This window comes from Lacticaseibacillus daqingensis, assembly GCF_003946115.1.
Taxonomy (GTDB): domain Bacteria; phylum Bacillota; class Bacilli; order Lactobacillales; family Lactobacillaceae; genus Lacticaseibacillus; species Lacticaseibacillus daqingensis.
On the sequence record NZ_RHOH01000002.1, the window covers coordinates 219,909 to 242,287 of the forward strand.

Annotated in this window: 22 protein-coding genes, 1 riboswitch and 1 other annotated feature; of the genes, 21 read left to right on the forward strand and 1 reads right to left on the reverse strand. The window is 58.9% G+C overall.

The window, feature by feature from the left end:
* Nucleotides 1-10: 10 nt before the first annotated feature.
* The 15 genes from EKM88_RS03240 (at nucleotide 11) to thiT (ending at nucleotide 16,598) form a co-directional block, all read left to right on the forward strand.
* The gene (locus tag EKM88_RS03240) at nucleotides 11-661 is read left to right on the forward strand and encodes a redox-sensing transcriptional repressor Rex (protein ID WP_125703065.1); all 651 of its coding nucleotides are present in this window, start codon (nucleotides 11-13) and stop codon (nucleotides 659-661) included.
* A 28-nt stretch (nucleotides 662-689) separates the two neighbouring features.
* Nucleotides 690-893, forward strand: a binding site (T-box leader).
* Nucleotides 894-938: 45 nt separating this feature from the next.
* Entirely contained in the window at nucleotides 939-3,581 is a 2,643-nt protein-coding gene (locus EKM88_RS03245) for a valine--tRNA ligase (protein ID WP_125703067.1), read from the forward strand.
* 221 nt (nucleotides 3,582-3,802) lie between these two features.
* The gene (locus tag EKM88_RS03250) at nucleotides 3,803-5,158 is read left to right on the forward strand and encodes a L,D-transpeptidase family protein (RefSeq protein ID WP_164511984.1); all 1,356 of its coding nucleotides are present in this window, start codon (nucleotides 3,803-3,805) and stop codon (nucleotides 5,156-5,158) included.
* 99 nt (nucleotides 5,159-5,257) lie between these two features.
* Entirely contained in the window at nucleotides 5,258-6,556 is a 1,299-nt protein-coding gene (locus EKM88_RS03255) for a bifunctional folylpolyglutamate synthase/dihydrofolate synthase (RefSeq protein ID WP_125703071.1), read from the forward strand.
* A 39-nt stretch (nucleotides 6,557-6,595) separates the two neighbouring features.
* Nucleotides 6,596-7,243 (forward strand): RadC family protein, encoded by a 648-nt coding sequence (gene radC, locus EKM88_RS03260; RefSeq protein WP_125703073.1) that lies wholly within the window; start codon nucleotides 6,596-6,598, stop codon nucleotides 7,241-7,243.
* Nucleotides 7,244-7,352: 109 nt separating this feature from the next.
* Nucleotides 7,353-8,357 carry a rod shape-determining protein gene (locus EKM88_RS03265; protein WP_125703075.1) on the forward strand — a complete coding sequence of 335 codons (1,005 nt, stop codon included), beginning with the start codon at nucleotides 7,353-7,355 and terminating at the stop codon, nucleotides 8,355-8,357.
* A gap of 179 nt (nucleotides 8,358-8,536) precedes the next feature.
* Nucleotides 8,537-9,409: a rod shape-determining protein MreC gene (gene mreC, locus EKM88_RS03270; protein WP_125703076.1), complete on the forward strand. Its 873-nt coding sequence runs from the start codon at nucleotides 8,537-8,539 to the stop codon at nucleotides 9,407-9,409.
* Nucleotides 9,399-9,938 (forward strand): rod shape-determining protein MreD, encoded by a 540-nt coding sequence (gene mreD / locus EKM88_RS03275; RefSeq protein ID WP_125703078.1) that lies wholly within the window; start codon nucleotides 9,399-9,401, stop codon nucleotides 9,936-9,938. Before mreC ends, mreD begins: the two co-directional genes overlap by 11 nt.
* Nucleotides 9,939-10,161: 223 nt before the next feature.
* Entirely contained in the window at nucleotides 10,162-10,818 is a 657-nt protein-coding gene (locus tag EKM88_RS03280) for a septum site-determining protein MinC (protein WP_125703080.1), read from the forward strand.
* The gene (gene minD, locus EKM88_RS03285; protein WP_125703081.1) at nucleotides 10,818-11,615 is read left to right on the forward strand and encodes a septum site-determining protein MinD; all 798 of its coding nucleotides are present in this window, start codon (nucleotides 10,818-10,820) and stop codon (nucleotides 11,613-11,615) included. The genes EKM88_RS03280 and minD overlap by 1 nt, the downstream gene beginning before the upstream one ends.
* Before the next feature lie 492 nt (nucleotides 11,616-12,107).
* On the forward strand, nucleotides 12,108-12,785 hold the full coding sequence (locus tag EKM88_RS03290) for an amino acid ABC transporter permease (RefSeq protein ID WP_125703084.1): 678 nt from the start codon (nucleotides 12,108-12,110) through the stop codon (nucleotides 12,783-12,785).
* A gap of 25 nt (nucleotides 12,786-12,810) precedes the next feature.
* Nucleotides 12,811-13,434 carry an amino acid ABC transporter ATP-binding protein gene (locus tag EKM88_RS03295; protein ID WP_125703086.1) on the forward strand — a complete coding sequence of 208 codons (624 nt, stop codon included), beginning with the start codon at nucleotides 12,811-12,813 and terminating at the stop codon, nucleotides 13,432-13,434.
* Between the two features lie 10 nt (nucleotides 13,435-13,444).
* Nucleotides 13,445-14,254, forward strand: a complete 810-nt coding sequence (locus tag EKM88_RS03300) for an amino acid ABC transporter substrate-binding protein (protein WP_125703088.1) — start codon at nucleotides 13,445-13,447, stop codon at nucleotides 14,252-14,254.
* Nucleotides 14,255-14,339: 85 nt separating this feature from the next.
* Entirely contained in the window at nucleotides 14,340-15,773 is a 1,434-nt protein-coding gene (gene cls, locus EKM88_RS03305) for a cardiolipin synthase (RefSeq protein WP_125703090.1), read from the forward strand.
* Nucleotides 15,774-15,852: 79 nt separating this feature from the next.
* Nucleotides 15,853-15,950, forward strand: a riboswitch (TPP riboswitch).
* A gap of 45 nt (nucleotides 15,951-15,995) precedes the next feature.
* Nucleotides 15,996-16,598: an energy-coupled thiamine transporter ThiT gene (gene thiT, locus EKM88_RS03310; protein WP_125703092.1), complete on the forward strand. Its 603-nt coding sequence runs from the start codon at nucleotides 15,996-15,998 to the stop codon at nucleotides 16,596-16,598.
* Nucleotides 16,599-16,662: 64 nt separating this feature from the next.
* Here the strand turns inward: thiT and EKM88_RS03315 are convergent, their stop codons facing one another.
* On the reverse strand, nucleotides 16,663-16,791 hold the full coding sequence (locus EKM88_RS03315) for a DUF4044 domain-containing protein (protein WP_125703094.1): 129 nt from the start codon (nucleotides 16,789-16,791) through the stop codon (nucleotides 16,663-16,665).
* Nucleotides 16,792-16,907: 116 nt separating this feature from the next.
* On the opposite strand from EKM88_RS03315, the gene EKM88_RS03320 reads away from it, so the two are divergent.
* The 6 genes from EKM88_RS03320 to mraY all read left to right on the forward strand — a co-directional run bounded on the left by EKM88_RS03320 (nucleotide 16,908) and on the right by mraY (nucleotide 22,360).
* Complete coding sequence (locus EKM88_RS03320; RefSeq protein ID WP_125703097.1) at nucleotides 16,908-17,231, forward strand: hypothetical protein; 324 nt, start codon at nucleotides 16,908-16,910, stop codon at nucleotides 17,229-17,231.
* A 190-nt stretch (nucleotides 17,232-17,421) separates the two neighbouring features.
* A complete protein-coding gene (gene mraZ, locus EKM88_RS03325; protein WP_125703099.1) occupies nucleotides 17,422-17,853 on the forward strand; it encodes a division/cell wall cluster transcriptional repressor MraZ in 432 nt (143 codons plus the stop codon).
* A 5-nt stretch (nucleotides 17,854-17,858) separates the two neighbouring features.
* The gene (rsmH, locus tag EKM88_RS03330) at nucleotides 17,859-18,818 is read left to right on the forward strand and encodes a 16S rRNA (cytosine(1402)-N(4))-methyltransferase RsmH (protein ID WP_125703101.1); all 960 of its coding nucleotides are present in this window, start codon (nucleotides 17,859-17,861) and stop codon (nucleotides 18,816-18,818) included.
* Complete coding sequence (locus EKM88_RS03335; protein ID WP_125703103.1) at nucleotides 18,808-19,194, forward strand: cell division protein FtsL; 387 nt, start codon at nucleotides 18,808-18,810, stop codon at nucleotides 19,192-19,194. The genes rsmH and EKM88_RS03335 overlap by 11 nt, the downstream gene beginning before the upstream one ends.
* Nucleotides 19,191-21,362, forward strand: a complete 2,172-nt coding sequence (locus EKM88_RS03340; RefSeq protein WP_125703105.1) for a penicillin-binding transpeptidase domain-containing protein — start codon at nucleotides 19,191-19,193, stop codon at nucleotides 21,360-21,362. Before EKM88_RS03335 ends, EKM88_RS03340 begins: the two co-directional genes overlap by 4 nt.
* A gap of 35 nt (nucleotides 21,363-21,397) precedes the next feature.
* A complete protein-coding gene (gene mraY, locus EKM88_RS03345; RefSeq protein WP_125703108.1) occupies nucleotides 21,398-22,360 on the forward strand; it encodes a phospho-N-acetylmuramoyl-pentapeptide-transferase in 963 nt (320 codons plus the stop codon).
* The last annotated feature ends 19 nt before the right edge of the window (nucleotides 22,361-22,379 follow it).

Here is a 22,379-nt window from a genome sequence, read left to right on the forward strand (position 1 = left end):
GGTGGCTGTTATGTTAAAAGCAAGGGAGCAGGTGTCCAAGGCAACGATCCGGCGCATTCCACTGTACTATCGGGCTGTTCAGCAGTTGCAGCAGCAAGGCGTCAGTCGGATCCGCTCGGACAAGCTCAGCGAGATCGTCCATATTCCGTCCGCCACCATTCGCCGAGACTTCTCCAGCTTTGGGGAACTGGGTAAGAGTGGCTACGGCTACGAGGTGACCACGCTGGTGGACGCGTTCGGGAAACTCTTAGATGTACATTCCAAAGAGGCAATCATTTTGGTGGGGGTTGGCGGCCTAGGCACGGCGCTGATGCAGAATAACTTCCGGCGCAATCCAGACCTGAACATCACGATGGCCTTCGACACGGACCCGGCCAAGCTTGGTGTGGTGGCGGGCATTCCCGTGTACAGCTTTGCCACGCTGGCAGCGCATCTGACCCCGGCGATGCATACCGCGATTTTGGCGGTGCCGAGTGCCTCGCAGCCAGCAGTGATCCATGCGCTGGAGGCCGCGGGCATTGACGCGATCTTGACGTTTGCGCCCAAGCCGGTGGCCTGTGCGCCACAGACCACGATCCGCTACATCGACCTGACCTCGGAGCTGCAGAGCCTGCTGTTCACCGCGCATCAGAAAGTCGGGCACGGGGCGATTGTGCGTTGACGGGTCATTCTCACTAGTTTATAATGCCCTTAACGCGACGAACAAGAGGGTCGACTAGCTGGGTTTTCAGCGACAAGGCGGTGGGTGTGAGCCTTGAGCCACTAGTCGATTGTAGCTTGCGAGCAGTTTCCCTGAAGCAGTAGGGGAAGCCGGGTCACCGCCGTTATCGGTCAGAGCTGGGGGAACTGGTTTCCCCAATTTAGGTGGCACCGCGAGCAGACTCGTCCTAATTTTTAGGGCGAGTTTTTTTGTTCGCATCACACTTTGGGAGGTACTCATGAAAGAAGAATTAGCACCAAAATTCGACCCGCAGGCGGTCGAGGCCGGCCGCTATGACAAGTGGCTGGCGCAAGGCGTCTTCAAGCCGTCTGGCGACTCAAAAGCCAAGCCATACAGCATCGTTATTCCACCGCCAAACGTGACGGGGAAGCTGCACCTGGGCCACGCCTGGGACACTACGTTGCAGGACATGATCATTCGCCAAAAGCGGATGCAGGGCTTTGACACGCTGTGGCTACCGGGGATGGACCATGCCGGGATCGCCACACAGGCAAAGGTTGAAGCCAAGCTGCGCAAGGAAGGCATCACCCGCTATGACCTCGGCCGCGACGCGTTTGTGGACAAGGTCTGGGAATGGAAGGATGAGTTTGCGGCCACCATCAAGACCCAGTGGGGCAAGATGGGGCTGTCCTTGGATTACTCCCGTGAGCGCTTCACGCTTGATGATGGGCTGTCCACCGCAGTACGCAAAGTCTTCGTTGACTTGTACAACAAGGGCCTGATCTACCGCGGCGAGTACATCGTCAACTGGGATCCACAGGCGCGCACCGCGCTGTCCGACATCGAAGTGATCCATCAGGACGATCAAGGTGCGTTTTACCACCTGATCTACAAGTTCGCCGACGGCACGCCAGGCGGCATTGAGATCGCGACCACGCGGCCGGAAACCATGTTTGGGGACACCGCGGTGGCCGTTAACGCTCACGATGCGCGCTATCAAGCGGTCATCGGCAAGGAAGTCATCGTACCCGGCGTCGGGCGCAGGATCCCGATCATCACCGATGAGCACGCCGATCCCGAGTTTGGGACCGGGGCCGTTAAGATCACGCCGGCGCACGACCCGAACGACTTCCAAGTCGGCAACCGCCACGATCTGCCGCGCATCAACTGCATGAACGATGACGGGACGATGAATGCTAATGCCGGCAAGTACGAGGGTCAAGACCGCTTCGAGTGCCGGGATAACCTGGTGAAGGACCTGCAAGCCAGCGGCGATCTGATCAAGATCGACCCGATCGTCCACAGTGTTGGCCACTCCGAGCGCACCGGCGTTCAGGTCGAGGCCCGGCTGTCCACCCAGTGGTTCGTCAAGATGGCACCACTGGCAGAAGCCTCGGTCAAGAATCAGGCTGGCGACGATAAGGTCACCTTCGTGCCGGAGCGCTTCGAGCACACCTTCCTGAACTGGATGAACAACATTCACGACTGGGTCATCTCCCGCCAGCTCTGGTGGGGGCACCGGATCCCGGCGTGGTACAACAAGCAAACCGGTGAGATGTACGTCGGGATGGACGCGCCGGAAGACGCCGAGAACTGGGAACAAGACCCCGATGTTTTGGACACCTGGTTCAGCTCCGCGCTGTGGCCATTTTCTACGATGGGCTGGCCGGACACGGATGCGCCGGACTTCAAGCGCTACTACCCAACTGATACGTTGGTGACTGGTTATGACATCATCCCGTTCTGGGTGGCCCGGATGATTTTCCAAGGGCTTGAATTCACGGGGCAGCGGCCGTTCAAAAACGTCCTGCTGCATGGTCTGATTCGCGACGAGCAGGGCCGCAAGATGAGCAAATCCCTAGGCAACGGGATCGACCCGATGGACGTCATTGACAAGTACGGTGCCGATGCGTTGCGCTGGTTCTTGGTCAACGGCTCCACGCCTGGTCAGGACACGCGCTTCTCGTGGGACAAGATGGGGGCCAGCTGGAAATTCGTCAACAAGATCTGGAACATGTCGCGCTTTGTGTTGATGAACCTGGCCGACACGACGGCAGACCAAAAGCCAGACCCGACCACCTTTGACCTGTCCGACCAGTGGATCTTTGCGCGCTTGAACCAGACGGTGGCCAGTGTCACTGCGAAGTTTGAGACCTTTGAATTCGGGGAAGCGGAACGTGACCTGTACAACTTCATCTGGAACGAGCTGGCCGACTGGTACCTCGAGATGTCCAAGGAAGTGCTGTACGGGGATGATGAAACCGCCAAGGCGGCCAAGCGCGTCAACCTGATGTATGTGCTGGACCAAGTGTTGCGCCTGATGCACCCGATCATGCCGTTTGTGACCGAGAAGATCTGGCTGACCATGCCACACCACGGCGAGTCGATCGTGACGGCCAGCTATCCAGTTGTGCACGCCGAGTTCGACAACGACCAGGCCATCACGGACATGCAGGCCATCATTGAGCTGATCCGGGCCGTGCGAGGCATTCGCACCGATGTGAATGCACCGCTGGCCAGCCCACTGGACATTCAGGTGCGGCTACAGGACGCCGCGTTGGGTGACTTGTTCGAGCAGAACTTCGACTTCATCGACCGCTTCGTGCACAGTAAGCACTTTGAAGTCGGTGCAGACCTCGAGACGCCTGCGCTGGCGGCTTCAGCGGTCATCTCTGGCGCGACCATCTACGTCCCACTGGCCGAGCTGATCGACTTGGATGCCGAGATCGCCAAGCTCGGCAAGGAAGGCCAGAAGCTGACCCAAGACATCACGCGGGTGGAAAAGAAGCTCGCCAATGCCGGTTTCCTGGCGCAGGCTCCCGCGGCCGTTGTAGCGGAACAGCAGGCCAAGCAGGCGGACTTGGCCGCTAAGCTGGCGGCTACCGAAGCGCGGATCGCTGAACTGAAGGCGGCCAAGTAGGCGCCAAAATGACCGAGAATGCCCCTCACACTAGGTCGGTGTGAGGGGCATTTTTTACGGCATTGCCCCATTGTCATGAAACTGTAATAATTGTATACTCAAGGTGACAGAAGTGGGTGTGCACGGCTAAGTCGGGCCGGTCACTGACTAAAAGTATGCTATACTGAACGACAACCGACTGGATGACAATTGCGGTAAGCGAAGCAAGGAGATTTGACGAGATGAAAAAAAAGCACGTGGCGCTCATTGCGCTTGCGGCAGGGGTATTGATCGCTGCCGGAGTCTATACAATGCGCGGGTTGCACTATCAGGAACGGTTCTTGCCGAACACCCAGGTGCTGGGGGTCAATGTTGGCGATAAAACCGTGAGTGCGGCCAACCGCGCCATCAAGCAGCGCTTTGATAAAGTCGCGTACCGGCTGACGGAAAAGGGCCAGACGGTGGCAACGGTCAAGGGAACCGAGCTGGGCCTCAGTCGCGACTTTAAGCAGCCGCTGACGGCGCTGCTCAAGAAGCAAAACCCATGGGGCTTCAACGCCGTAGTGCTGGCTGGCAGCGACAAAGCCGACATGCTGACGGTGGCCGATGACCAAAAGCTCACCGATTACGTCAATGCCTTCGTCGCGACCGCGAATAAGACGCGCACGGCCCCGACAGACGCGAAGGTCGTGGACCAAAACGACCAGTACGTGATCGAAAAAGAAAAGGCCGGCAACCAGCTGGACGCCAAGCTTGTCAGTGCAACGCTGCAAAGTGCGATTGCCGCGAACAAGACGCAGGTCAACCTGACGAAGGCTTACATCCAGCCAGCGGTGGTGCACACTGACAAGGCGTTGACCACTGCGGTTGAGAAGTTTCAGGCCATCGGTGGCATCAAGGCCACGCTGACCATTCAAAATCACGAAGTCACGGTGCCAACGGCCACCTTGCACCAGTGGATCAGTTACGAAAACGGCGCGATCACCGTGAACGATGCGGCGGTCAAAGCGTTCCTGCAGGACATCAATACGCAGTACGCGACCTACACCAAGACGCGTCAGTTCACGTCGACCATGCGTGGCGTCGTGTCCGTTCCGGCCGGGATCTATGGTTGGAGCATTCCGACAACCGCCGAGACGCCCAAAGTGGTGGCCTTGATCAAAGCAGGCAAGGACTTCACCCACGCCTTGGCACATGTCGGGACCGGGTATCACGAAGATGGCACCGATATTGGGAATACCTATATCGAAGTCGATAAGGCGAATCAGCACGAATGGTTTTACAAAGATGGCCAACTGGTCATGGACACGGCGGTCGTGACCGGTAAGCCGTCAACGCCAACGCCAAGCGGGGTCTTCTCCATCTGGTCCAAGCAGCGCAACGCCACGCTGAACGGTGAGGATTACTCAACGCCGGTCAGCTACTGGATGCCGATCGATTCAACCGGGGTGGGGCTACACGATAGCTCCTGGCAGCCGCAGTACGGGGGCACCTGGTATCAGACTCACGGGTCTCACGGGTGTGTGAACAATCCACCGGCATTCATTGCCAACCTGTACAATGCGGTGGCGCTGGGCACCCCTGTCATCGTCTTTTAGTCATCAGACCGTTGACCGAGGCGGTGCGGCACTGCTCCCACGCGGGAGTGAGTCCGCACCGCCTCGGTTTTTGAGTGACGCAACAAGTGGAGGAGAAGTATGTCAGTAACTTATTCGGCCGCTGTGGCGGCGATTCACGCCTTGCCGCGGCTGGCCAAAACCGGCGGCCACGAGCGTATTTTGGCCCTGCTGGGGGCGCTTGGCGACCCACAGACGCGCGGGCGTTTTGTGCACGTGACGGGCACGAATGGCAAAGGCTCAACGGCCAACGCGATCGCGCATATTTTGACCGCCAGTGGGTTGACGGTGGGGCTGTTCACCTCGCCATTCATCATGCGCTTCAATGAGCGGCTGATGATCGATGCGACTCCGATCGCCGATGCCGATTTGGTGACCGCCTACACCGCTACTGCCGATGCGTTGGCGCAACTGCAGGCGCAGGACGCCGCGTTTGGTGTGACGGAGTTTGAATTCATCACCGCAATGGCCTTTTGGTGGTTCGACCATGTCGGCGTTGATTGCGCGGTGATCGAGGTGGGGATCGGGGGGGATACGGACTCGACCAACGTCATCACGCCACTGGTCAGTGTCATCACAAGCGTGGGGCTGGATCACGCCGCCTTGCTGGGCCACACGTTGACGAGTGTGGCCACGCATAAGGCGGGCATCATCAAGCCGGGGCGGCCGGTGGTGACCGCGGCCTTGGCCCCAGAAGCGGCCGCGGCAATTGCCACCCGCGTCGCCGCCATGGGGAGTACCTGGCTGGTGGCGGGGCGGGATTTTGACGCGCATGCCGGCCGATTGCAGGGGTGGGGGCAGACATTCACTTACCGGGACGAGGACGGGCCGCAAAAGGGGCTGCAGCTGCCACTGGTCGGCCCCTACCAGCTGACCAACGCAGCTTTGGCGATTCGGGCCAGCAAGCTCGCTGCGGCGGCCATGCACTGGCCGCTTCGCCTGCGCGAAATCCGTCAGGGGCTGGCCGCTAGCACGTGGCCGGTGCGGATGGAGCGTGTGAGTGAGGACCCGCTGATCGTGCTGGACGGGGCGCATAACCCGGAAGGCATTCGCGGCCTCGTTGACACCCTTCAACAGGTGTTCGGGCACCAACCGCTGACGCTGATCGTTGGTATTTTGGCAGATAAAGATGTGGCGACGATGATCACCCTGTTGGCGCACACCCCGTATCGGCTCTGGTTGGTGCCGGTGCCTGATACCCCGCGGGCCGAAGCGCTGAGCGATTATCCGCAGCACGCGCAGTTACAAACATTTGAGACGTGGCAGGCGGCGCTGGCGGCGCACTTGGCAACGGCGCGTGAGGACCCTGTGGTGATCGCCGGGTCGCTATACTTGGTCAGTGCCGTGCGTCAGACATTGCTGGGAAATGAAACGGCGTAATCTTCTCTAAACGGTGTATTGCCAAGGAGGAGACGCAAGATGCAACCACGTGAAGCATTGCAGGCGCACGGTGCGCGCACGTTGACCGATGAGGCGCTGGTTCGGGTGCTTTTGGGCAGCGGTTCGGCCACGGTTCCGCTGACTCAAACCGTTCGGGCGCTCGCTGACACCTACCCGCAACTGGTGGGGTTGGCCCGCGTGACCGTTGATGACCTGATGGCACTACCTGGGATCGGATTGGGAAAGGCCGCACTGCTGTGTGCCGCGGTCGAGTTTGGGCGGCGCATTCAGACGCGCCAGGTGCTCCGCCAGGGGCGCATCCTATCCAGTCAGGCACTGGGCACTGAGATGATCGCCCGGCTGGCGGGCGAAGTGCAGGAGGTGCTAGTCGCCGTGCTACTGGACGTCAAAAACGCGGTGATCGCGGAACGGGTGATCGCGCGAGGCGGGATCGATCAGTCGATCGCCGATCCCCGGGTGGTTTTTCGCGAGGCGCTGTTGGCTAATGCGGCCAAACTGATTCTAGTGCACAATCATCCCAGCGGTGACCCGGCCCCGTCGGCGGCGGATCGCACCCTGACCCAGCGGTTCGCCGACGCGGGGCAGCTGGTCGGCATCGCGCTGTTGGATCACCTGGTGGTTGGCGGTGGGCGTTACTTCTCGTTTGCGGCGGCAGGGAAGATATAAGTTTTTGCAAATTCGCCGTGAAAATCGCATCAGCCGGGCGCCGCTTGCAGGGGTATGCTATAATCATGAAGACCGAAAAAACGATGCAGTAGTTGAAGGAGAGAACATTTTGCTTGGATTAGGATCGAAGAACATCGGGATCGACCTCGGTACAGCCAACACCCTCGTGTACGTTGACGGGAAAGGGATCGTGACGCACGAGCCTTCCGTGGTCGCGAAAAATACACAAACAGACGAAATTATTGCCGTGGGCGAGGAAGCGCGGGCGATGATCGGCCGCACACCAGCGAACATCAACGCGATTCGGCCGATGAAAGACGGCGTGATTGCGGACTACGACACAACTGCTGCGATGCTCAAGTACTTCATGGACAAGGCGCTTGGCGGCAAGGGCAACCACCCGCAGGTGATGATCTGCGTCCCAAGTGGCGTCACCGAAGTGGAAAAGCGTGCCGTGATCGATGCGGCCAAGGTGGCCGGCGCCAAGGACGCGTTTGTCATTGAAGAGCCTTACGCGGCGGCGATCGGCGCCGGGTTGCCGGTCATGGACCCAACCGGCAGCATGGTCGTTGACATTGGCGGTGGCACCACTGATGTGGCGACCATCTCCCTTGGCGGCATCGTGTCCAGCCGCTCCATTCGTATGGCGGGCGACAAGATCGACGAAGCGATCGTCAGCTACATTCGCCAGAACTTCAGTCTGCTGATCGGCGAACGAACTGCAGAGGACGTGAAGATCCAGATCGGTTCGGCGTCTATCGAAAAGGCTAAGGATATCGACGCGATGACGATTCGCGGGCGCGACTTGCTGACTGGTCTGCCGAAGACGATCGACATTGCCGCCACCGACATCGCCACGGCGATGAACGAAATTGTGGTGGCGATCATCGATGCCATCAAGGAGACGCTGGAAGAGACCTCGCCTGAAATCGCGGCTGACGTGATCGATCGCGGGATCGTGTTGACCGGGGGCGGCGCGATGCTTAAGCACCTGCCGGAAGTCATCTCCGAAGCAACCAAAGTGCCGGTCTTCGTTGCGGAGGCCCCACTTGACTGCGTAGCGATCGGGACCGGCGAATCCCTCAAGAATATTGACGTATTGAAGAAGCACTAGGCCTGCTTGTGGGGTCATGGGCCGGTGACCAACCGCTTGGTTGTGGGCCGGCCCATTTTTTTGTGTCAGCGCGAGGTGGCGCGGATGCCGTGCGCATGGCGTGCGGCGTTCGTGACGCACGTCGCGCGACGCCCCCCAAAAGCCCGTGCGGCTTTGTATCTAACTGCTGGAGGTAGGGCATGCAGAAGTTTTTTTCCAACAAAAAAATGATTATCCTGATGATCGCATTGCTGGCTAGCCTCGGCCTGGTGTTCAGCTCGATCTCGGTGCGCAACAATAAGGCCGCGCCGCCGCTGATGCAACAGATCGGCAACGACGTGGTCGGCATCGGGGCGCGCGTCGTGTCCGGACCGGCCGAATGGGTCAAAGACGGGCTGGATTCGGTCAACGATCTGCTCAATGCGTACCAAGAGAACAAACGCTTGAAGTCACAGATCGATGACCTGGCCCAGACCAAGGTCCGCAACCAAACCCTAACGCGCGAGAACCAGTCGCTTAAAAAGCAGCTGAAGTTGAATGCCACCCTGATGGACTACGGGCAGATCTCCGCGACGGTCATCTCGCGCACGCCGGATGATTGGCGCAACGTGTTCGTGATCAACAAGGGGTCCGGTGCCGGCGTCGCAAAGGGGATGCCGGTGATGTCCGGCTCTGGGCTGATCGGCCGCATTGTGGAGGTGGCCAAGACCAACGCCAAAGTCGAGATGATCTCGACAGATAACAAGGCGGCTGATCGGTTTGCGGCCATGATCATGACGGCTGGGGGCAAGACCATCAACGGGATCGTGACCAGCTACAACGAAAAAACGGGTCAGCTCGTTTTGGGTCAGGTCAACACCACGGAAGCCATTAAGAAGGGTGCGAAGGTGGTCACGTCCGGGCTCGGTGGGGCAACGCCAAAGGGCTTATTGATCGGCACCGTGGCAAGCATCAAAAAAGACGACTTTGGGTTGGCCAACACGGTTTACCTGACCCCTGCGGCTGATCTGAATGACGCGGCGGTGGTGACCGTCATTGACCGGACGATCGAAGGTGACGGCAATGCAGAATGATAAGCCGTTCACTGGGCACGGCTGGGTGGCCTTGATCCTGCTGGTGGCGATGCTCCTGGATGGCACGCTCAGCCAGGTGTTGGCGCAGTGGCTGATGACCCCGACCTTCACGGGGGTGCCGCAGCTGACACTGATCGCGCTGTTGATGATCGCCTTGGCTCTACCCGAAGAGGACAATATCGTCATCATCGCGGGGGTCACGGGGCTGGTGTTTGACAGTTTTTACACCGGCATGCTGGGAGTGCACATGCTGCTCTGGCCGCTGTTGGTGTATGTCATTCGACAGCTGGCCCCGCTTGTGCCGCGCGGGGCCCTGTATGTCGGTTCCGTGGTGATCATTGCGCTGACGGTGTACCTAGGGGCTTACTACTTTGTCAGCCGCTTTTTGGGCTTCACGGCGGCCGCGCCGGTTGACCTGATCGCCCATCACATGGGCCCCGGGCTGGCCGTCAACCTCGTTTTGTTCGCCGTCATCTACGCGCCAATGATGCAGGTGCTGAACCGGTTGCGCCCAGACCAGCGTGCCTAACGCGAGAATGGGCAAACTGCCCGTTTAACGCCCGTGTTGCGCGACCGTCTGTGCCCCCTCATGGGGGTGCGGGCGGTCGTTTTGCTTGTGCGAGCTGACCGAGTCCTGCCCTGCACTGGTGCGGTGGTGGGCCGGGCCGGAGAAGTTTGGCTTTAATCCGCCAAAGTGGGTAGGAATGTGCGATAATAGGTAAGATAGCAACTAAGATTAACGGGGTGAAAACGTGGAGGCAGTCACACTTAAGGGACGTAAGGCGGGCTTTGAACTGCAGCTGGCGGATTGGGCAGGCATCAGCGAACTCACGGCGCAACTGCAGACGCTTTTGGCGCGGCTTGCGACGGATACGCCGGAAGGCAATGTGGACTTTATGATCGAGACCGGCGACCGGGTTTTGGGGGCCGATCAGCTGGCGGAAGTGACGCGCGTGTTTGATGACTTCCCGCGCTTTTCGATCAAGTCGGTGCACGCAGAGGTGGACCACGTGGTGCCGCTGCGGCAGCGCTTCTTAGCCCAAAGCATCCACCTTGTCGGCGGGATCGTACGCTCCGGCCAGGTGGTCGACTGCACCGGTGACGTTTTGTTTGTCGGCACGTTACACCAAAGCGCCACCCTGCGCGCGACCAGGAGCATTTTCGTCCTCGGCGAGGTTGCCGGGCTGTTAATTGCCGGCTACACCGGTGACCAGGACGCGGTGATTGCCGGCGACATCAGCAAGGCGGGCCAAATTCGCATCGCGGACACAGTTGAGGTCGTTGAGGCCAATGATTATGGGCCCCAGACGCTGTGTTACATCAATGATCTGCACATTCTGGACCACGGGGCGCTCAGTGACTTGGGCAAGCTGCGGCCAAAACTATTCCGGAAACTGGAGGACTTGTAATGGGAAATGCACTGGTCGTGACGTCGGGTAAGGGCGGGGTCGGCAAGACCACCACGACGGCAAACATCGGCACCGCGCTGGCGCTGCAAGGCAAGCGCGTCTGCTTGCTGGACCTCGATATCGGGCTGCGGAACCTGGACGTGGTGCTGGGCTTGTCCAACCGGATCATCTATGACATCGTGGATGTCGCCACGGGCCGCGCCAAGTTGCACCAGGCCTTGATCAAGGACAAGCGCTTTGACGATTTGCTGTATGTATTGCCGGCGGCGCAAAACGCCGAGAAGGATTCACTTGAACCCGCCCAGGTCAAAGACATCGTGGAAGCGTTGCGGCCTGAGTTCGACTGGGTGATCTTGGATTCCCCCGCGGGCATCGAGCAAGGCTTCCGCAACGCGGTGGAAGGGGCAGACGGGGCGATCGTGGTCACCACACCGGAAATCAGCGCGGTCAGCGATGCGGATCGGATCGTGGGCCTGCTGGAGCAGCGCGACATGGTGTTCCCGCCGCGCCTCGTGATCAATCGGATCCGTCAGCACATGATGGCGGATGGCCGGTCGATGGACATCGATGAGATCACCAAGCATCTGGGGATCGATTTGCTGGGCATCATCGTGGATGACGACGACGTGATCGCCAGCTCGAACAAGGGCGAAACCGTGGTGATGGATCCCGATCATCTGGCAAGCCAGGGCTACCGCAACATTGCGCGGCGGCTTTTGGGCGAAAGCGTGCCGCTTTTGAACATCGAACAAAAAAAAGTGGGCTTTTGGGCGCGACTTTTTCATCGCCAGGGTTGACAAATGGCAAAAGCATGAGTATTATCTAAGACAATCATTCAAAACGTTGATTGGAAATGGCGCAAGGCCAGTGACCTAAGCGAGTCCGGAGTGGTGAAAGCCGGACGTCACCCCTGTCGCCTCACATCCAAGAGTGCCTGATTGAATTCAGTAGGTCAGGCCGGTTGAGCTCGTTATCGCTGTGGTTGAAAGACCATGTGAGGCAGCCTTGGTGACAAGGTTGCGACATTGAGGTGGTACCGCGCGATGCGCCCTCATACAGCAGTAGCTGTGTGAGGGCGTTTTTTGGTTCCCCCGGGTCTTTCAACCACGTGAGGTCGGTGTGGTGACGCACCGACGAACTGAGGTGGCACCACGCAGACGCGTCCTCTTATCCGTTGGGATAAGGGGGCGCGTTTTGCGTTGCGCCGACCAATCTCGTTTTGACCCCGCTCGGTTAGGCCGACCGAGCACTATCCGCCTGATGACAGGCATCCTGAGGAGGAACTGATTATGGATTACATTTCATCAATTTTACCCGCTTTACTTGCCGGCACGAAGATGACGCTGTCGATCTTCTGCCTCACCCTAGTGGGCGCCATCCCACTGGGTATGTTGCTTTCGGTCGGCCTGATGCATCGTGAAACCGCAGGCGAAAGCGCCGTTAAAAAGTGGTTTTTCCGCATCTTGAAGGGCTTGATCGAAGCCTACGACTGGCTGTTCCGGGGCACGCCGCTGCTGCTCCAGCTGATTTTTGTCTTCTATGGACTGCCGCTGATCGGGATCGTGTTCGATCGCTTCAACGCCGCGGCATTTGCCTTCATCCTGAACTACGCGGCGTACTTCGCCGAGATCTTCCGCGGCGGCTTTGGCGCCGTGGCCGAAGGGCAGTTTGAAGCCGCCACGGTCTTGAATCTTACGCGTTGGCAGACCCTGCGCTTCATCGTGATCCCTCAGGTGCTCAAGATCGTCCTGCCATCCATGGGGAATGAAGTGATCAACTTGGTCAAGGACTCCAGCCTGGTGTACGTCATCGGCTTGGGCGACCTGCTGCGGGCCGGCAATATCGCCACCGCACGCGATGTCACGCTGGTGCCGCTGGCGCTGGTCGGGGTCATTTACCTGCTGATGACGCTGGTGTTGACCTTTGCGCAAAAGAAGATCGAAAAGTCGTTCGACTACTACAAATAGGCCGCGGGCCCTTGGAGGATCAATTATGCTAGAACTGAAGAATATCAACAAGCGCTTCAATGACCAGGTCGTCCTCAAAGACGTGTCGGTGACCATCGAAGACCAAAAGACCCTTGCCATCGTCGGCCCATCCGGTGCCGGCAAAACCACGCTGTTGCGCATCATCGCCGGCCTGACGGCGGCTGACAGCGGCACGTTTATCTGGAACGGCCAAGCCACCACCCCTGCGCAGCTGCGCAAAGACGGCGTCATCGGCGTCGTGTTCCAAGGGTTTGAGCTCTTTCCGAACCTAACTGTGCTCAAAAACATCACCCTGGCCCCGATGTTGCAAGGACAAAGCGAGGCGGACGCCAAGGACCGCGCGCTTGAACTCTTGGCCGACTTGGACTTGGCCGACCAGGCGGACGCTTATCCATTCTCCCTGTCCGGCGGCCAAAAGCAGCGCGTCGCGATCGCCCGCGCCCTGGCGCTGAACCCCCAGATCCTGCTGTATGATGAGCCGACCTCCGCGCTTGACCCGAACCTGCGGCAAAGCGTCGCGAACCTGGTCAACAGCGTGAAGGATCAGGGCACCACACAAGTCGTGGTGACCCACGATATGGACTTTGCCCAAAGCGTTGCCGACACCACGTACACCGTCACGAAGTAGGAGGGCCGCGATGAAAAAGAGATTACTAGCACTCGCCACCCTGCTGTTGACCCTGATCGCGGTCGCCGGGTGTGCCCGCACCAAAGCGGCGGACAGCTGGGCCCGCATTGAAAAAGACAAAACGGTGGTCATCGGGTTGGATGACACCTTCGTGCCGATGGGCTTTCGGAATAAGGACGGCTCGCTGTCCGGCTACGACATCGACCTGGCCAAGGCGGTGTTCAAGCTTTACGGCATCAAGCCAGACTTTCAGACGATCGAATGGTCGATGAAAGAAACCGAGTTGAAGAACCAGACCATCGACTTGATCTGGAACGGCTACTCGGTCACACCGGAGCGTCAAAAGCAGGTGGCCTTCTCGGCAGATTATCTGATCAACCACCAGATCCTGGTCACCAAGACCAGTGAAGGGGTGAAGAAGATGGCTGACATGGCCGGTAAAACGTTGGGGGTGCAAACCGGCTCCAGTGGCGCAGCCGCCCTTGATGGCAGTCCCAAGCTGTTGAAGCAGTACATCAAGAATCAGGAGCCGGTGCTGTACGACACCTTCACCGACGCGTTCTTGGATCTGAACGCCGGCCGCATTCAAGGCATCTTCATGGACGAGGTGTACGCGCGCTACTATATCGCGCACCAACAGGACCCTACCGCTTACCAAGTGCTGTCCGGGACCTTTGACTCTGAGGATTTTGCAGTCGGGATGCGCAAGTCGGATACGCCGCTGCAAGCCAAAATCAACGCCGGCTTCAAGACCCTTGAGGCAAACGGGACACTGGCCAAGCTGAACAAGAAGTGGTTCGGCAAGGCGACCGTGAATTAAGTGAGACGCACCATCGCAGTTGAGCGGTGGTGCGTTTTTGCGGCCACAGAGTTTGGTATAATAAGTCACGAAGGGAGGGGTGACCATGTGGTTATGGGGACTGATCGTGGCGGTCGTCGTGGTGAACGCGGCCGGCGCAATGATCACCGTGCTGCGCCAGCCGCGCGAAATCTCTGCAACATGGGGATGGTTGCTGGTGCTGTTGTTGCTACCAGTGGTCGGGTTTGGCCTGTACTGGCTGTTTGGGCGCAAGCTCCCAACGCGCAAACTGAACGCATTGGCCACGCAACAGCGTCTGGGCATTGACCAGATGGTCGCCACACAGCAAGAGGCCATCGCGGCGGGGCAGGCATTGGTGGCCCAGGCGCAGGCGGCCGGGGTCCCTGAACTGGTCCGCGCATTGCTGCAAGCGGATGGGGCGCTGATCACGACGCTCAATGCGTGCCAGTTGATTGCGCAGCGCGAAACGTTTATGACGCGGGTGTTCGCGGATCTTGCGGCGGCGACCAACCACATTCACCTTGAGGCGTACACGATCGAGCCGGATGCCACCGGGCGTCGCCTGTTGGCGCTACTGACCGCCAAGGCGCAGGCCGGGGTACGCGTGCGTGTCATTTACGACCCCTTCGGCTCCCACCGGTTGAGCCAGAAATTTTGGCGGCCGCTGATTCTTTCCGGCGGCTTGGTCGAACCGTTCATTGCGACCCGGTTTGGCCGCGCTGATCCGCGGATCAACTTCCGCAATCACCGTAAACTGGTCGTGATTGACGGTCGGATCGGCTACATGGGGGGCTTTGATTTTGGTCATTCCCCCAAGCATCCCCCGATTCAGCACGACACCGAGCTGCGCCTGGAGGGCCAGGCGGTCGCCGTGTTACAGGCACGTTTTTTCATGGACTGGAACACCACCGCCCAGATCAAAAAGGTGCACTTCCAAGCGGATTACTTCCCACCGGCGGCAGACACCGGCACGACGACGCTGCAGATCGTTTCCGGTGGCCCCGAGCAGCCACTGGAAGCCATCAAGCTGGGCTACCTACGCCTGGTGGGAATGGCCAAGCGGCGCATCTGGATCCAGAGCCCGTACTTTGTGCCGGATGATAGCTTGATCGATGCGCTAGCGATCGCGGTCAACGCAGGTGTGGACGTGCGCATCATGGTGCCGCGGCGCACGAATCAGCCGATGATGGCCCGCGCCACGCGCTTTTACCTCGACCGGTTGGTGCAGGTCGGCGCGCAAATCTACTATTATAATGATGATTTTCTGCACAACAAAACAATTATCGTGGACGATCAGTACCTGGCGATGGGAACGGCCAACCTGGATATTCGCAGTTTTCGGCTGAACTTCGAAATTGCTGCATTTGTCTATGATGCCGACTTGGCGGCGCAAGCTACGGCGCTGTTCACCCGTGACCTGGCCCACGCCACGCATTACACGCATGCGATGGCCAAGCGTAAGCCGCGGCGGGTGCGCTTGGGTGAGGAGCTGTCACGACTATTAACGCCAATTTTATAGGCAGTGGGAGACAAGGCAGATTGTTTGCAATTCAATCTGGCTATGCTATAGTCAACCAGTAAACTAAATACGTGAGGAACCGTCACAAAAGGGGAGCGAAACGCTGAGAGTGGGCATAGCCCAGACCCTTCGAACCTGTTCGTTAGTACGAGCGTAGGGATTTGTGAACGTCGAGCGATCGACCTTCTTTGTGGACAGGGAAATCACAAGGGAGGTCTTTTTATGTCCAAAACATCGGACAAGTTGTTGGTATTGATGGAAATTGCGATTATTGCAGCGTTTGCGATGGCGCTGGAGTATGTGCCACACAAAACAGGGATCAGCTCCGTTGAGATGAGTTACGGGATCATCCCGATCAGTGTGCTGGCGCTGCGGCGTGGGACTGGTGCAGGTATGGCGGCTGGGTTGACCTGGGGACTGCTGGATATGCTCTTGATCGGGATGGGTGAAGGCAGCGTCTTAAACGTGATTCAGGGGTTGCTGGAGTATCCGGTGGCCTTCGCGGTGGCCGGGCTCGGAGGTGTTTTTGCCGGTCGGCTCCAAAAGGCGATCAAAGGCGGTGCGACCAACAAGATCATGGGCTGGGCCAGCGCGGGCGTTCTGCTCGGCGTGGTCGCCAAGTACTTCTGCCACTTCCTGGCCGGCTGGGTATTCTGGGGCGCGTATGCGCCAAAGGGGATGCCCGCATGGCTTTACTCGCTGGTGATCAACGGGGGCAGTGCGATCGCAACGGGGCTCTTAGGCTTAGTCGTGATGGCCGTGCTCGTCACCAGTGTCCGGCAGCTGTTCGTGCCTAAAACGACCGGCAAGCTGGGGCACGCTTAGCGCACACCGTAAACAAAAACCGGATCGGCCGATGGGCCGATCCGGTTTTTGACGCTTGGGCTGTTTAGAAAGCAGCAAACGCAGCTGCAACCGCGCCGAAGACGGTGACGATGAGCATCGCGACGGCGGCGATGTGCGTGATGTACCAGAACTTTGTCTTTTTCTGTTTCACCGTAAGCACCACCTTTTCCATTCATTTACGCTTCAGTGTACCCGTTTTTGCGCTGAAGGGCAACCCTGATGCAATGCCAGTGGGACCGCTTTTCATCTGGCGAGAAAACCGGTATAGTGGCAAGGGAGGAAAAGACGATGACGACGATTCTGATGTTTGCGCTGCCCTTGTTTGGCTGGACGTTTGTGTTAGCGAGCGTGGCGGCACACTTCGCGAATAATCTGTTCTACTTTGCGGCGGTGGGGTTCAACCTGATCGCGTTGTGGGTGATGCGCACCCCGGCAACGAGCGACCTGATCTGGACGTGTTTGTTTTGTGCCGTGGCAATTGCGATTTTGCTGGTGATCGACCGGGTCGGCCGCGACCACGACCTGCTGATGCCAGTGTATGCCCACTGGCTGAGTCGCACCTTGTTACTTGCCACCACGCTTTGGTGGTTTGCGGGGTTAATCTTTAGATAAGTGGGCCCAGCCCCCACCAGTCCCCACCGTAATAACGGCCTTGTGATGCCTGTCACCACAAGGCCGTTTTTGTGTGCTCACGGGCAAAAGGGGCGAACACCAGTTTTGTCAAGGCTTTTTTGGAGGAATTGTGGTGGATTGTGGGGGGATGTGGTAGACTTGAAATAACAATATTAGGGGAGGTGTCGCCATGTTGATGGGTGAGTATCATCACAGCATCGATGCGAAGGGTCGATTGATTATTCCGGCCAAGTTTCGCGAACAGCTCGGTGCAAGCTTCGTGCTTACCCGCGGCATGGACGGCTGCCTGTTTGGTTACCCGATGGCGGAGTGGGAGAAGCTTCAGGCCAAGGTTGCCACCCTGCCGCTGACCAAAAAGGACGCGCGGACCTTCACCCGCTTCTTGTACTCAGCAGCCACGGAGTGCGAGCTGGATCGCCAAGGGCGCATCAACATTCCGAACCCGTTGATCACGCACGCCGGTCTCGAAAAGGGGTGCACCCTCGTTGGGGTCGCGAACCGCATTGAAGTGTGGAGCGATGAGAAGTGGCAAAGCTTTGCCGAAGACGCCGAGGAAAACTTTGACGAAATCTCCGAAAATCTGATGGACTTTGGGTTGTGATGACGATGACTGAATTCAAACACGAAACCGTACTGCTTCAAGAGGCCACGGATGCGCTGGCCATTCAGCCAACCGGGCGATATGTCGACGCAACGCTGGGGCGCGGCGGCCACACCGAGCGCATTCTCAGCCAGCTCACGACGGGGCAGCTGTATGCCTTCGATCAAGATCAGGCGGCGATCGATGCCGTCGGCGCAACGCTAGGCGATCGGGCCGCGCTGCACCTCATACATACGAACTTTCGCAATCTTCAAAGTGCACTGGCGACGCGTGGGGTGACCCAGGTTGATGGGATCCTGTACGACTTGGGCGTGTCCTCGCCCCAGTTCGACGACTCCCAGCGGGGCTTCAGCTACCGCTTCGATGCCCCCCTTGATATGCGCATGGACCAAAGCCAAGCGTTGACGGCCAAGACGGTGGTCAACGACTGGTCGTTTCAGGACCTGGTACGGATCTTTTCGCGCTACGGAGAAGAAAAATTCGCCAAGCCAATTGCGCGGCAGATCGAACGGGCGCGGGCAACTGCGCCGATCGAAACCACTTTTGAGCTGGTCGATCTGATCAAGGCCGGCATTCCGGCCAAGGCCCGGCGCACCGGCGGCCACCCGGCCAAACGCGTTTTTCAAGCCATTCGGATCGCCGTCAATGATGAGCTCGGGGCCCTTGAAGCCTCGCTGACGCAAGCGCTGACTCTTCTGGCGCCAGGTGGCCGCATCAGTGTGATCACGTTCCAATCACTGGAGGATCGGCTGGTGAAAACAATGTTCAAGGAAGCGACCAGTCTCAAGGACCTCCCACGCGATTTGCCGGTGATTCCGGCCAGTGCGCGGCCGGACTTCAAGCTGGTCGGCCGCAAGCCGATCCTACCGAGTGACGCAGAGCTGGCAGCCAACCACCGGGCGCACAGTGCCAAGCTGCGCGTGATCGAAAAAGAGTTGAAGGAGGGCACCACGGATGAACGATAATACAGCAAGAGACTTATACGCGGCGCAGCCCGCCGTTCAGCCGAGTCCGCAGCCGACCCCGGCCCCACAGCCGCAACCGAGCGCTGCGCCGGCGCGCCGCCTAGCCTTTAGCCCACTGGAGCGCGTGATGATGGTGCTTTGTGGCCTAGCGGTGGTGGGGGTTGCGGTGGTATACCTGACCGGGCAGTTCCAGCTGGCCGGCATCAGTCGAACCTATCAGGACGTGCAACGGCAGACCACGGTGGCCAAGCAGGCGGTTTCAGACGCCAAGCAGACCGTGGGGGAACTGTCGAACGCCAGTCGGCTTAACAACTATGCCAAGGCCCACGATTTCACGGTGATCGAAGGCAACATCAAGCGTGTGACGAATAAATGAAAAAAAGAACCCACAAACGACAAACGAACGCGAGACACCCAGAACGAAACCGCAAGCGCTTCGGGATCCTCCTGATCGGCGTAACGGCACTGATTGGGCTCGCGTTCGTTTGTCGTTTTGCGTACATTACGCTTGGCGGGCAGGTGGATAACAACAACTTGCAGGCGTACCGTAATACGAACTACAACAAGCGGACGGTTCTTAAGGCCAAGCGTGGTGCCATTTACGACAGTACGGGCAATGTGATCGCTGAAGACGCGAACACCTACACCTTATATGCGGTGCTCGACAAGACGCAGGTGGTGGGGAAGCACAAGCTGTATGTCACGAACAAGGACAAAACCGCAACAGTGCTCGCCAAGTACCTCCCCTTAGCGAAGGACAAGATCTTGGCTTACCTGACGCCGGCCAACAAGAAGACGTTACAGGTCGAATTTGGTCTGGCCGGGCGCGGGTTATCCTTAACCATCAAGAAACAGATCGAGGCGGAAAAGTTACCCGGGATCGGGTTCAGTGACAGTCCCTCAAGGCTGTACCCAAACGGGGCCTTTGCGAGTTACACGGTCGGGTTGGCCCGGGCGGCGAGTGAGCAAACCGATAGCGCATTGACCGGTGTGATGGGCCTTGAAAAGCAGTTCAACACGCTACTCAAGGGCACAGACGGTTGGACTAAGCGTCAGACGGATAGTTCAGGTGCTTACACGTTGCCGAACACGAAGGCAACGACCAAGAAGGCGGTTGATGGCGGCGCCGTGTACACGACACTGAACACCAACCTGCAGGCGTACCTAGAGACGCTGATGACCACGGTCGAAACGGAATACGCGCCCAAGGTCCTGAACGCTGTGCTGATGGACGCCAAAACCGGGGCCATTCTTGCCGCCAGCTCACGGCCCACGTTTGATCCGAGCACCGGGGAAGGGTTGGGGACCGTGTGGCGTAACGCATTGGTGGAGGACGCTTTTGAGCCAGGGTCGGTCATGAAGATCTTTACCCTGGCCAGCGCGATCGACACGGGGACTTACCACCCAAACGAGACCTTCCAGTCTGGGACGATGAAGGTGGCCGGGGGCACCGTGGCCGACTGGGATCCAGAGGGTTGGGGGAGTATTCCCATCAGTCAAGCCTTTGCGCGGTCTGCCAACACCGGCATGGTGAAGGTCGAGCAGGCGGTGGGCGTCAAGAACCAAAGCAAGTACCTGAAGGCATTTGGGTTTGGCCAGAAAACGGGCGTTGCACTGCCGAGTGAAAATGCCGGCGCGTACAACCTGACCAACGAGCTTCAGCGGCTGAACATCGCGTTTGGCCAAGGGATTTCGGTCAACGTCATGCAGCTGTTGCGCGGCGTGACCGCCATCACGAACCAAGGCGCCATGATCGAACCGCGCATTGTCAGCAAGACGGTGTCTGCTACGGGCAAGGTCACGAACTACGGGCGCCAAGTGGTGGGCCACCCCATCAAGGCCAGCACTGCTAGTGCGGTCCTAGATGAAATGAAGCAGGTGGTCAGTGCCTCGTATGGGACCGGGGTGCCTTACCGAATCGATGGCGTTGACCTCGCGATGAAAACGGGGACGGCGCAGGTGCCACGGGCAGACGGGAAGGGCTACATTCAAGGCGCCGAGGCGAGTCTCCACAGTGTGCTGGCAGTGGCCCCGGCAAGTGACCCACAGTACGTCGTTTACGTGAACATGCGTGAGCCGCAAAAGCAAACGGCCTCGGCGGCGCAGATCATCAATGAAGTGTTTCAGCCGCTACTGAAGCGCGCCTTGGCGTTAGATGAGGGGCAAGCCGCGGGCACCGGTGCGGCTGTGCGGGTGACCGTGCCCGCGGTCACCAACGCAACCCCCGCCAAGGCAACGGCGACGCTGACGGCCGCCAAGCTGACCGTCAGCACGGTGGGGACCGGGAACCGCATCGTCCAACAGCTCCCAACAGCGGGGGCGGCGGCACTTGACGGGGCGCGCGTCGTGCTCTTGACCAACGGGGCGATGACGATGCCCGACGTCACTGGTTGGTCTAAGAGTGATGTGTTAAAATTAGCCCAATTGACGGGTAAAAAATTCACGTTGAAGGGGTCCGGTTACGTGACGCATCAGAGTCTGGCCGCCGGCAGTTTGCTGACGGATCAGCCGGTCACCCTCACGTTCAAACAAACCGCGCAATAAATCGTCGGTGCGACACCGACCACAAGGAGAGTGTCATGCAATTCACACAGATGTTGATCCCGATGGTGGCAGCCTTTGCCGTCACGGTGATCTTGATGCCGTTATTCATCGGCTACATGCGCCTGAAAAAAGAGGGCCAGACGATTCGCGAGGTCGGCCCAAAGTGGCACGCAAATAAGAACGGCACGCCCACCATGGGCGGCGCGATCAACACGCTGGCCATCGTGGTGGCGACCCTCGGCGCCGCGATGTGGCAGCATCAGTTGACCTTGAGCGTCTGGATCGCGCTGTTCATCCTGGTGCTGTACGCCGTGCTCGGGTTTGCCGATGATTTCATCAAGGTGGCGATGAAGCGCAACCTAGGTTTGCGCGCCTGGCAAAAGTTGCTGGGCCAGATCCTGGGTGCGGGCGTCTTTCTCGTCGCGTACTTCCACGAAGGCTTTCCGCACACGCTGGCGATCCCGTTATTGGGCACGCTTGATGTGGCGTGGGTGTTCAGCCTGTTTGCCATCGTGTGGCTGGTGGGCTTTTCCAACGCGGTCAACCTGAGTGATGGCATTGATGGACTGTGCGCGGGACTGTGCGCGATTGCCTTTGCCACTTACGCCGTGATCGCGGTGCGTGAAGGCCGCACGGATGTCCTGCTGATCTGCCTGACCACCGTTGGCGCCATGGTCGGCTTCTTCTTGTTCAACCACAAACCCGCCCAGATTTTCATGGGGGATGTGGGGAGCCTGGCGCTGGGTGGCTTGCTGGCCGTGGTCGCGCTACTGTTGAACCGGCCGTGGTCGCTACTCCTGGTCGGCATCGTATTCGTCTGTGAGACCGCTAGCGTGATGCTTCAGGTGTTTAGCTTCAAAGTGTTCCATCGGCGCATTTTCAAGATGTCGCCCATCCATCACCACTTTGAGATGCTCGGCTGGTCCGAGTGGCGCGTCGATGTGACCTTCTGGCTGACCGGCCTCGTGGGCAGTGTGCTGTACCTGGTATTGTTTTAACGGATTCAATGGACTGAAA

Bases quoted from the DNA above. Each gene is read 5' to 3' on its own strand.
- EKM88_RS03240 (WP_125703065.1), top strand. From the start codon at position 11: ATGTTAAAAGCAAGGGAGCAGGTGTCCAAGGCAACGATCCGGCGCATT.
- EKM88_RS03245 (WP_125703067.1), top strand. From the start codon at position 939: ATGAAAGAAGAATTAGCACCAAAATTCGACCCGCAGGCGGTCGAGGCC.
- EKM88_RS03250 (WP_164511984.1), top strand. From the start codon at position 3,803: ATGAAAAAAAAGCACGTGGCGCTCATTGCGCTTGCGGCAGGGGTATTG.
- EKM88_RS03255 (WP_125703071.1), top strand. From the start codon at position 5,258: ATGTCAGTAACTTATTCGGCCGCTGTGGCGGCGATTCACGCCTTGCCG.
- radC (WP_125703073.1), top strand. From the start codon at position 6,596: ATGCAACCACGTGAAGCATTGCAGGCGCACGGTGCGCGCACGTTGACC.
- mreC (WP_125703076.1), top strand. From the start codon at position 8,537: ATGCAGAAGTTTTTTTCCAACAAAAAAATGATTATCCTGATGATCGCA.
- mreD (WP_125703078.1), top strand. From the start codon at position 9,399: ATGCAGAATGATAAGCCGTTCACTGGGCACGGCTGGGTGGCCTTGATC.
- minD (WP_125703081.1), top strand. From the start codon at position 10,818: ATGGGAAATGCACTGGTCGTGACGTCGGGTAAGGGCGGGGTCGGCAAG.
- EKM88_RS03290 (WP_125703084.1), top strand. From the start codon at position 12,108: ATGGATTACATTTCATCAATTTTACCCGCTTTACTTGCCGGCACGAAG.
- EKM88_RS03295 (WP_125703086.1), top strand. From the start codon at position 12,811: ATGCTAGAACTGAAGAATATCAACAAGCGCTTCAATGACCAGGTCGTC.
- EKM88_RS03300 (WP_125703088.1), top strand. From the start codon at position 13,445: ATGAAAAAGAGATTACTAGCACTCGCCACCCTGCTGTTGACCCTGATC.
- cls (WP_125703090.1), top strand. From the start codon at position 14,340: ATGTGGTTATGGGGACTGATCGTGGCGGTCGTCGTGGTGAACGCGGCC.
- thiT (WP_125703092.1), top strand. From the start codon at position 15,996: ATGTCCAAAACATCGGACAAGTTGTTGGTATTGATGGAAATTGCGATT.
- EKM88_RS03315 (WP_125703094.1), bottom strand. From the start codon at position 16,791: ATGGAAAAGGTGGTGCTTACGGTGAAACAGAAAAAGACAAAGTTCTGG.
- EKM88_RS03320 (WP_125703097.1), top strand. From the start codon at position 16,908: ATGACGACGATTCTGATGTTTGCGCTGCCCTTGTTTGGCTGGACGTTT.
- mraZ (WP_125703099.1), top strand. From the start codon at position 17,422: ATGTTGATGGGTGAGTATCATCACAGCATCGATGCGAAGGGTCGATTG.
- rsmH (WP_125703101.1), top strand. From the start codon at position 17,859: ATGACTGAATTCAAACACGAAACCGTACTGCTTCAAGAGGCCACGGAT.
- EKM88_RS03335 (WP_125703103.1), top strand. From the start codon at position 18,808: ATGAACGATAATACAGCAAGAGACTTATACGCGGCGCAGCCCGCCGTT.
- EKM88_RS03340 (WP_125703105.1), top strand. From the start codon at position 19,191: ATGAAAAAAAGAACCCACAAACGACAAACGAACGCGAGACACCCAGAA.
- mraY (WP_125703108.1), top strand. From the start codon at position 21,398: ATGCAATTCACACAGATGTTGATCCCGATGGTGGCAGCCTTTGCCGTC.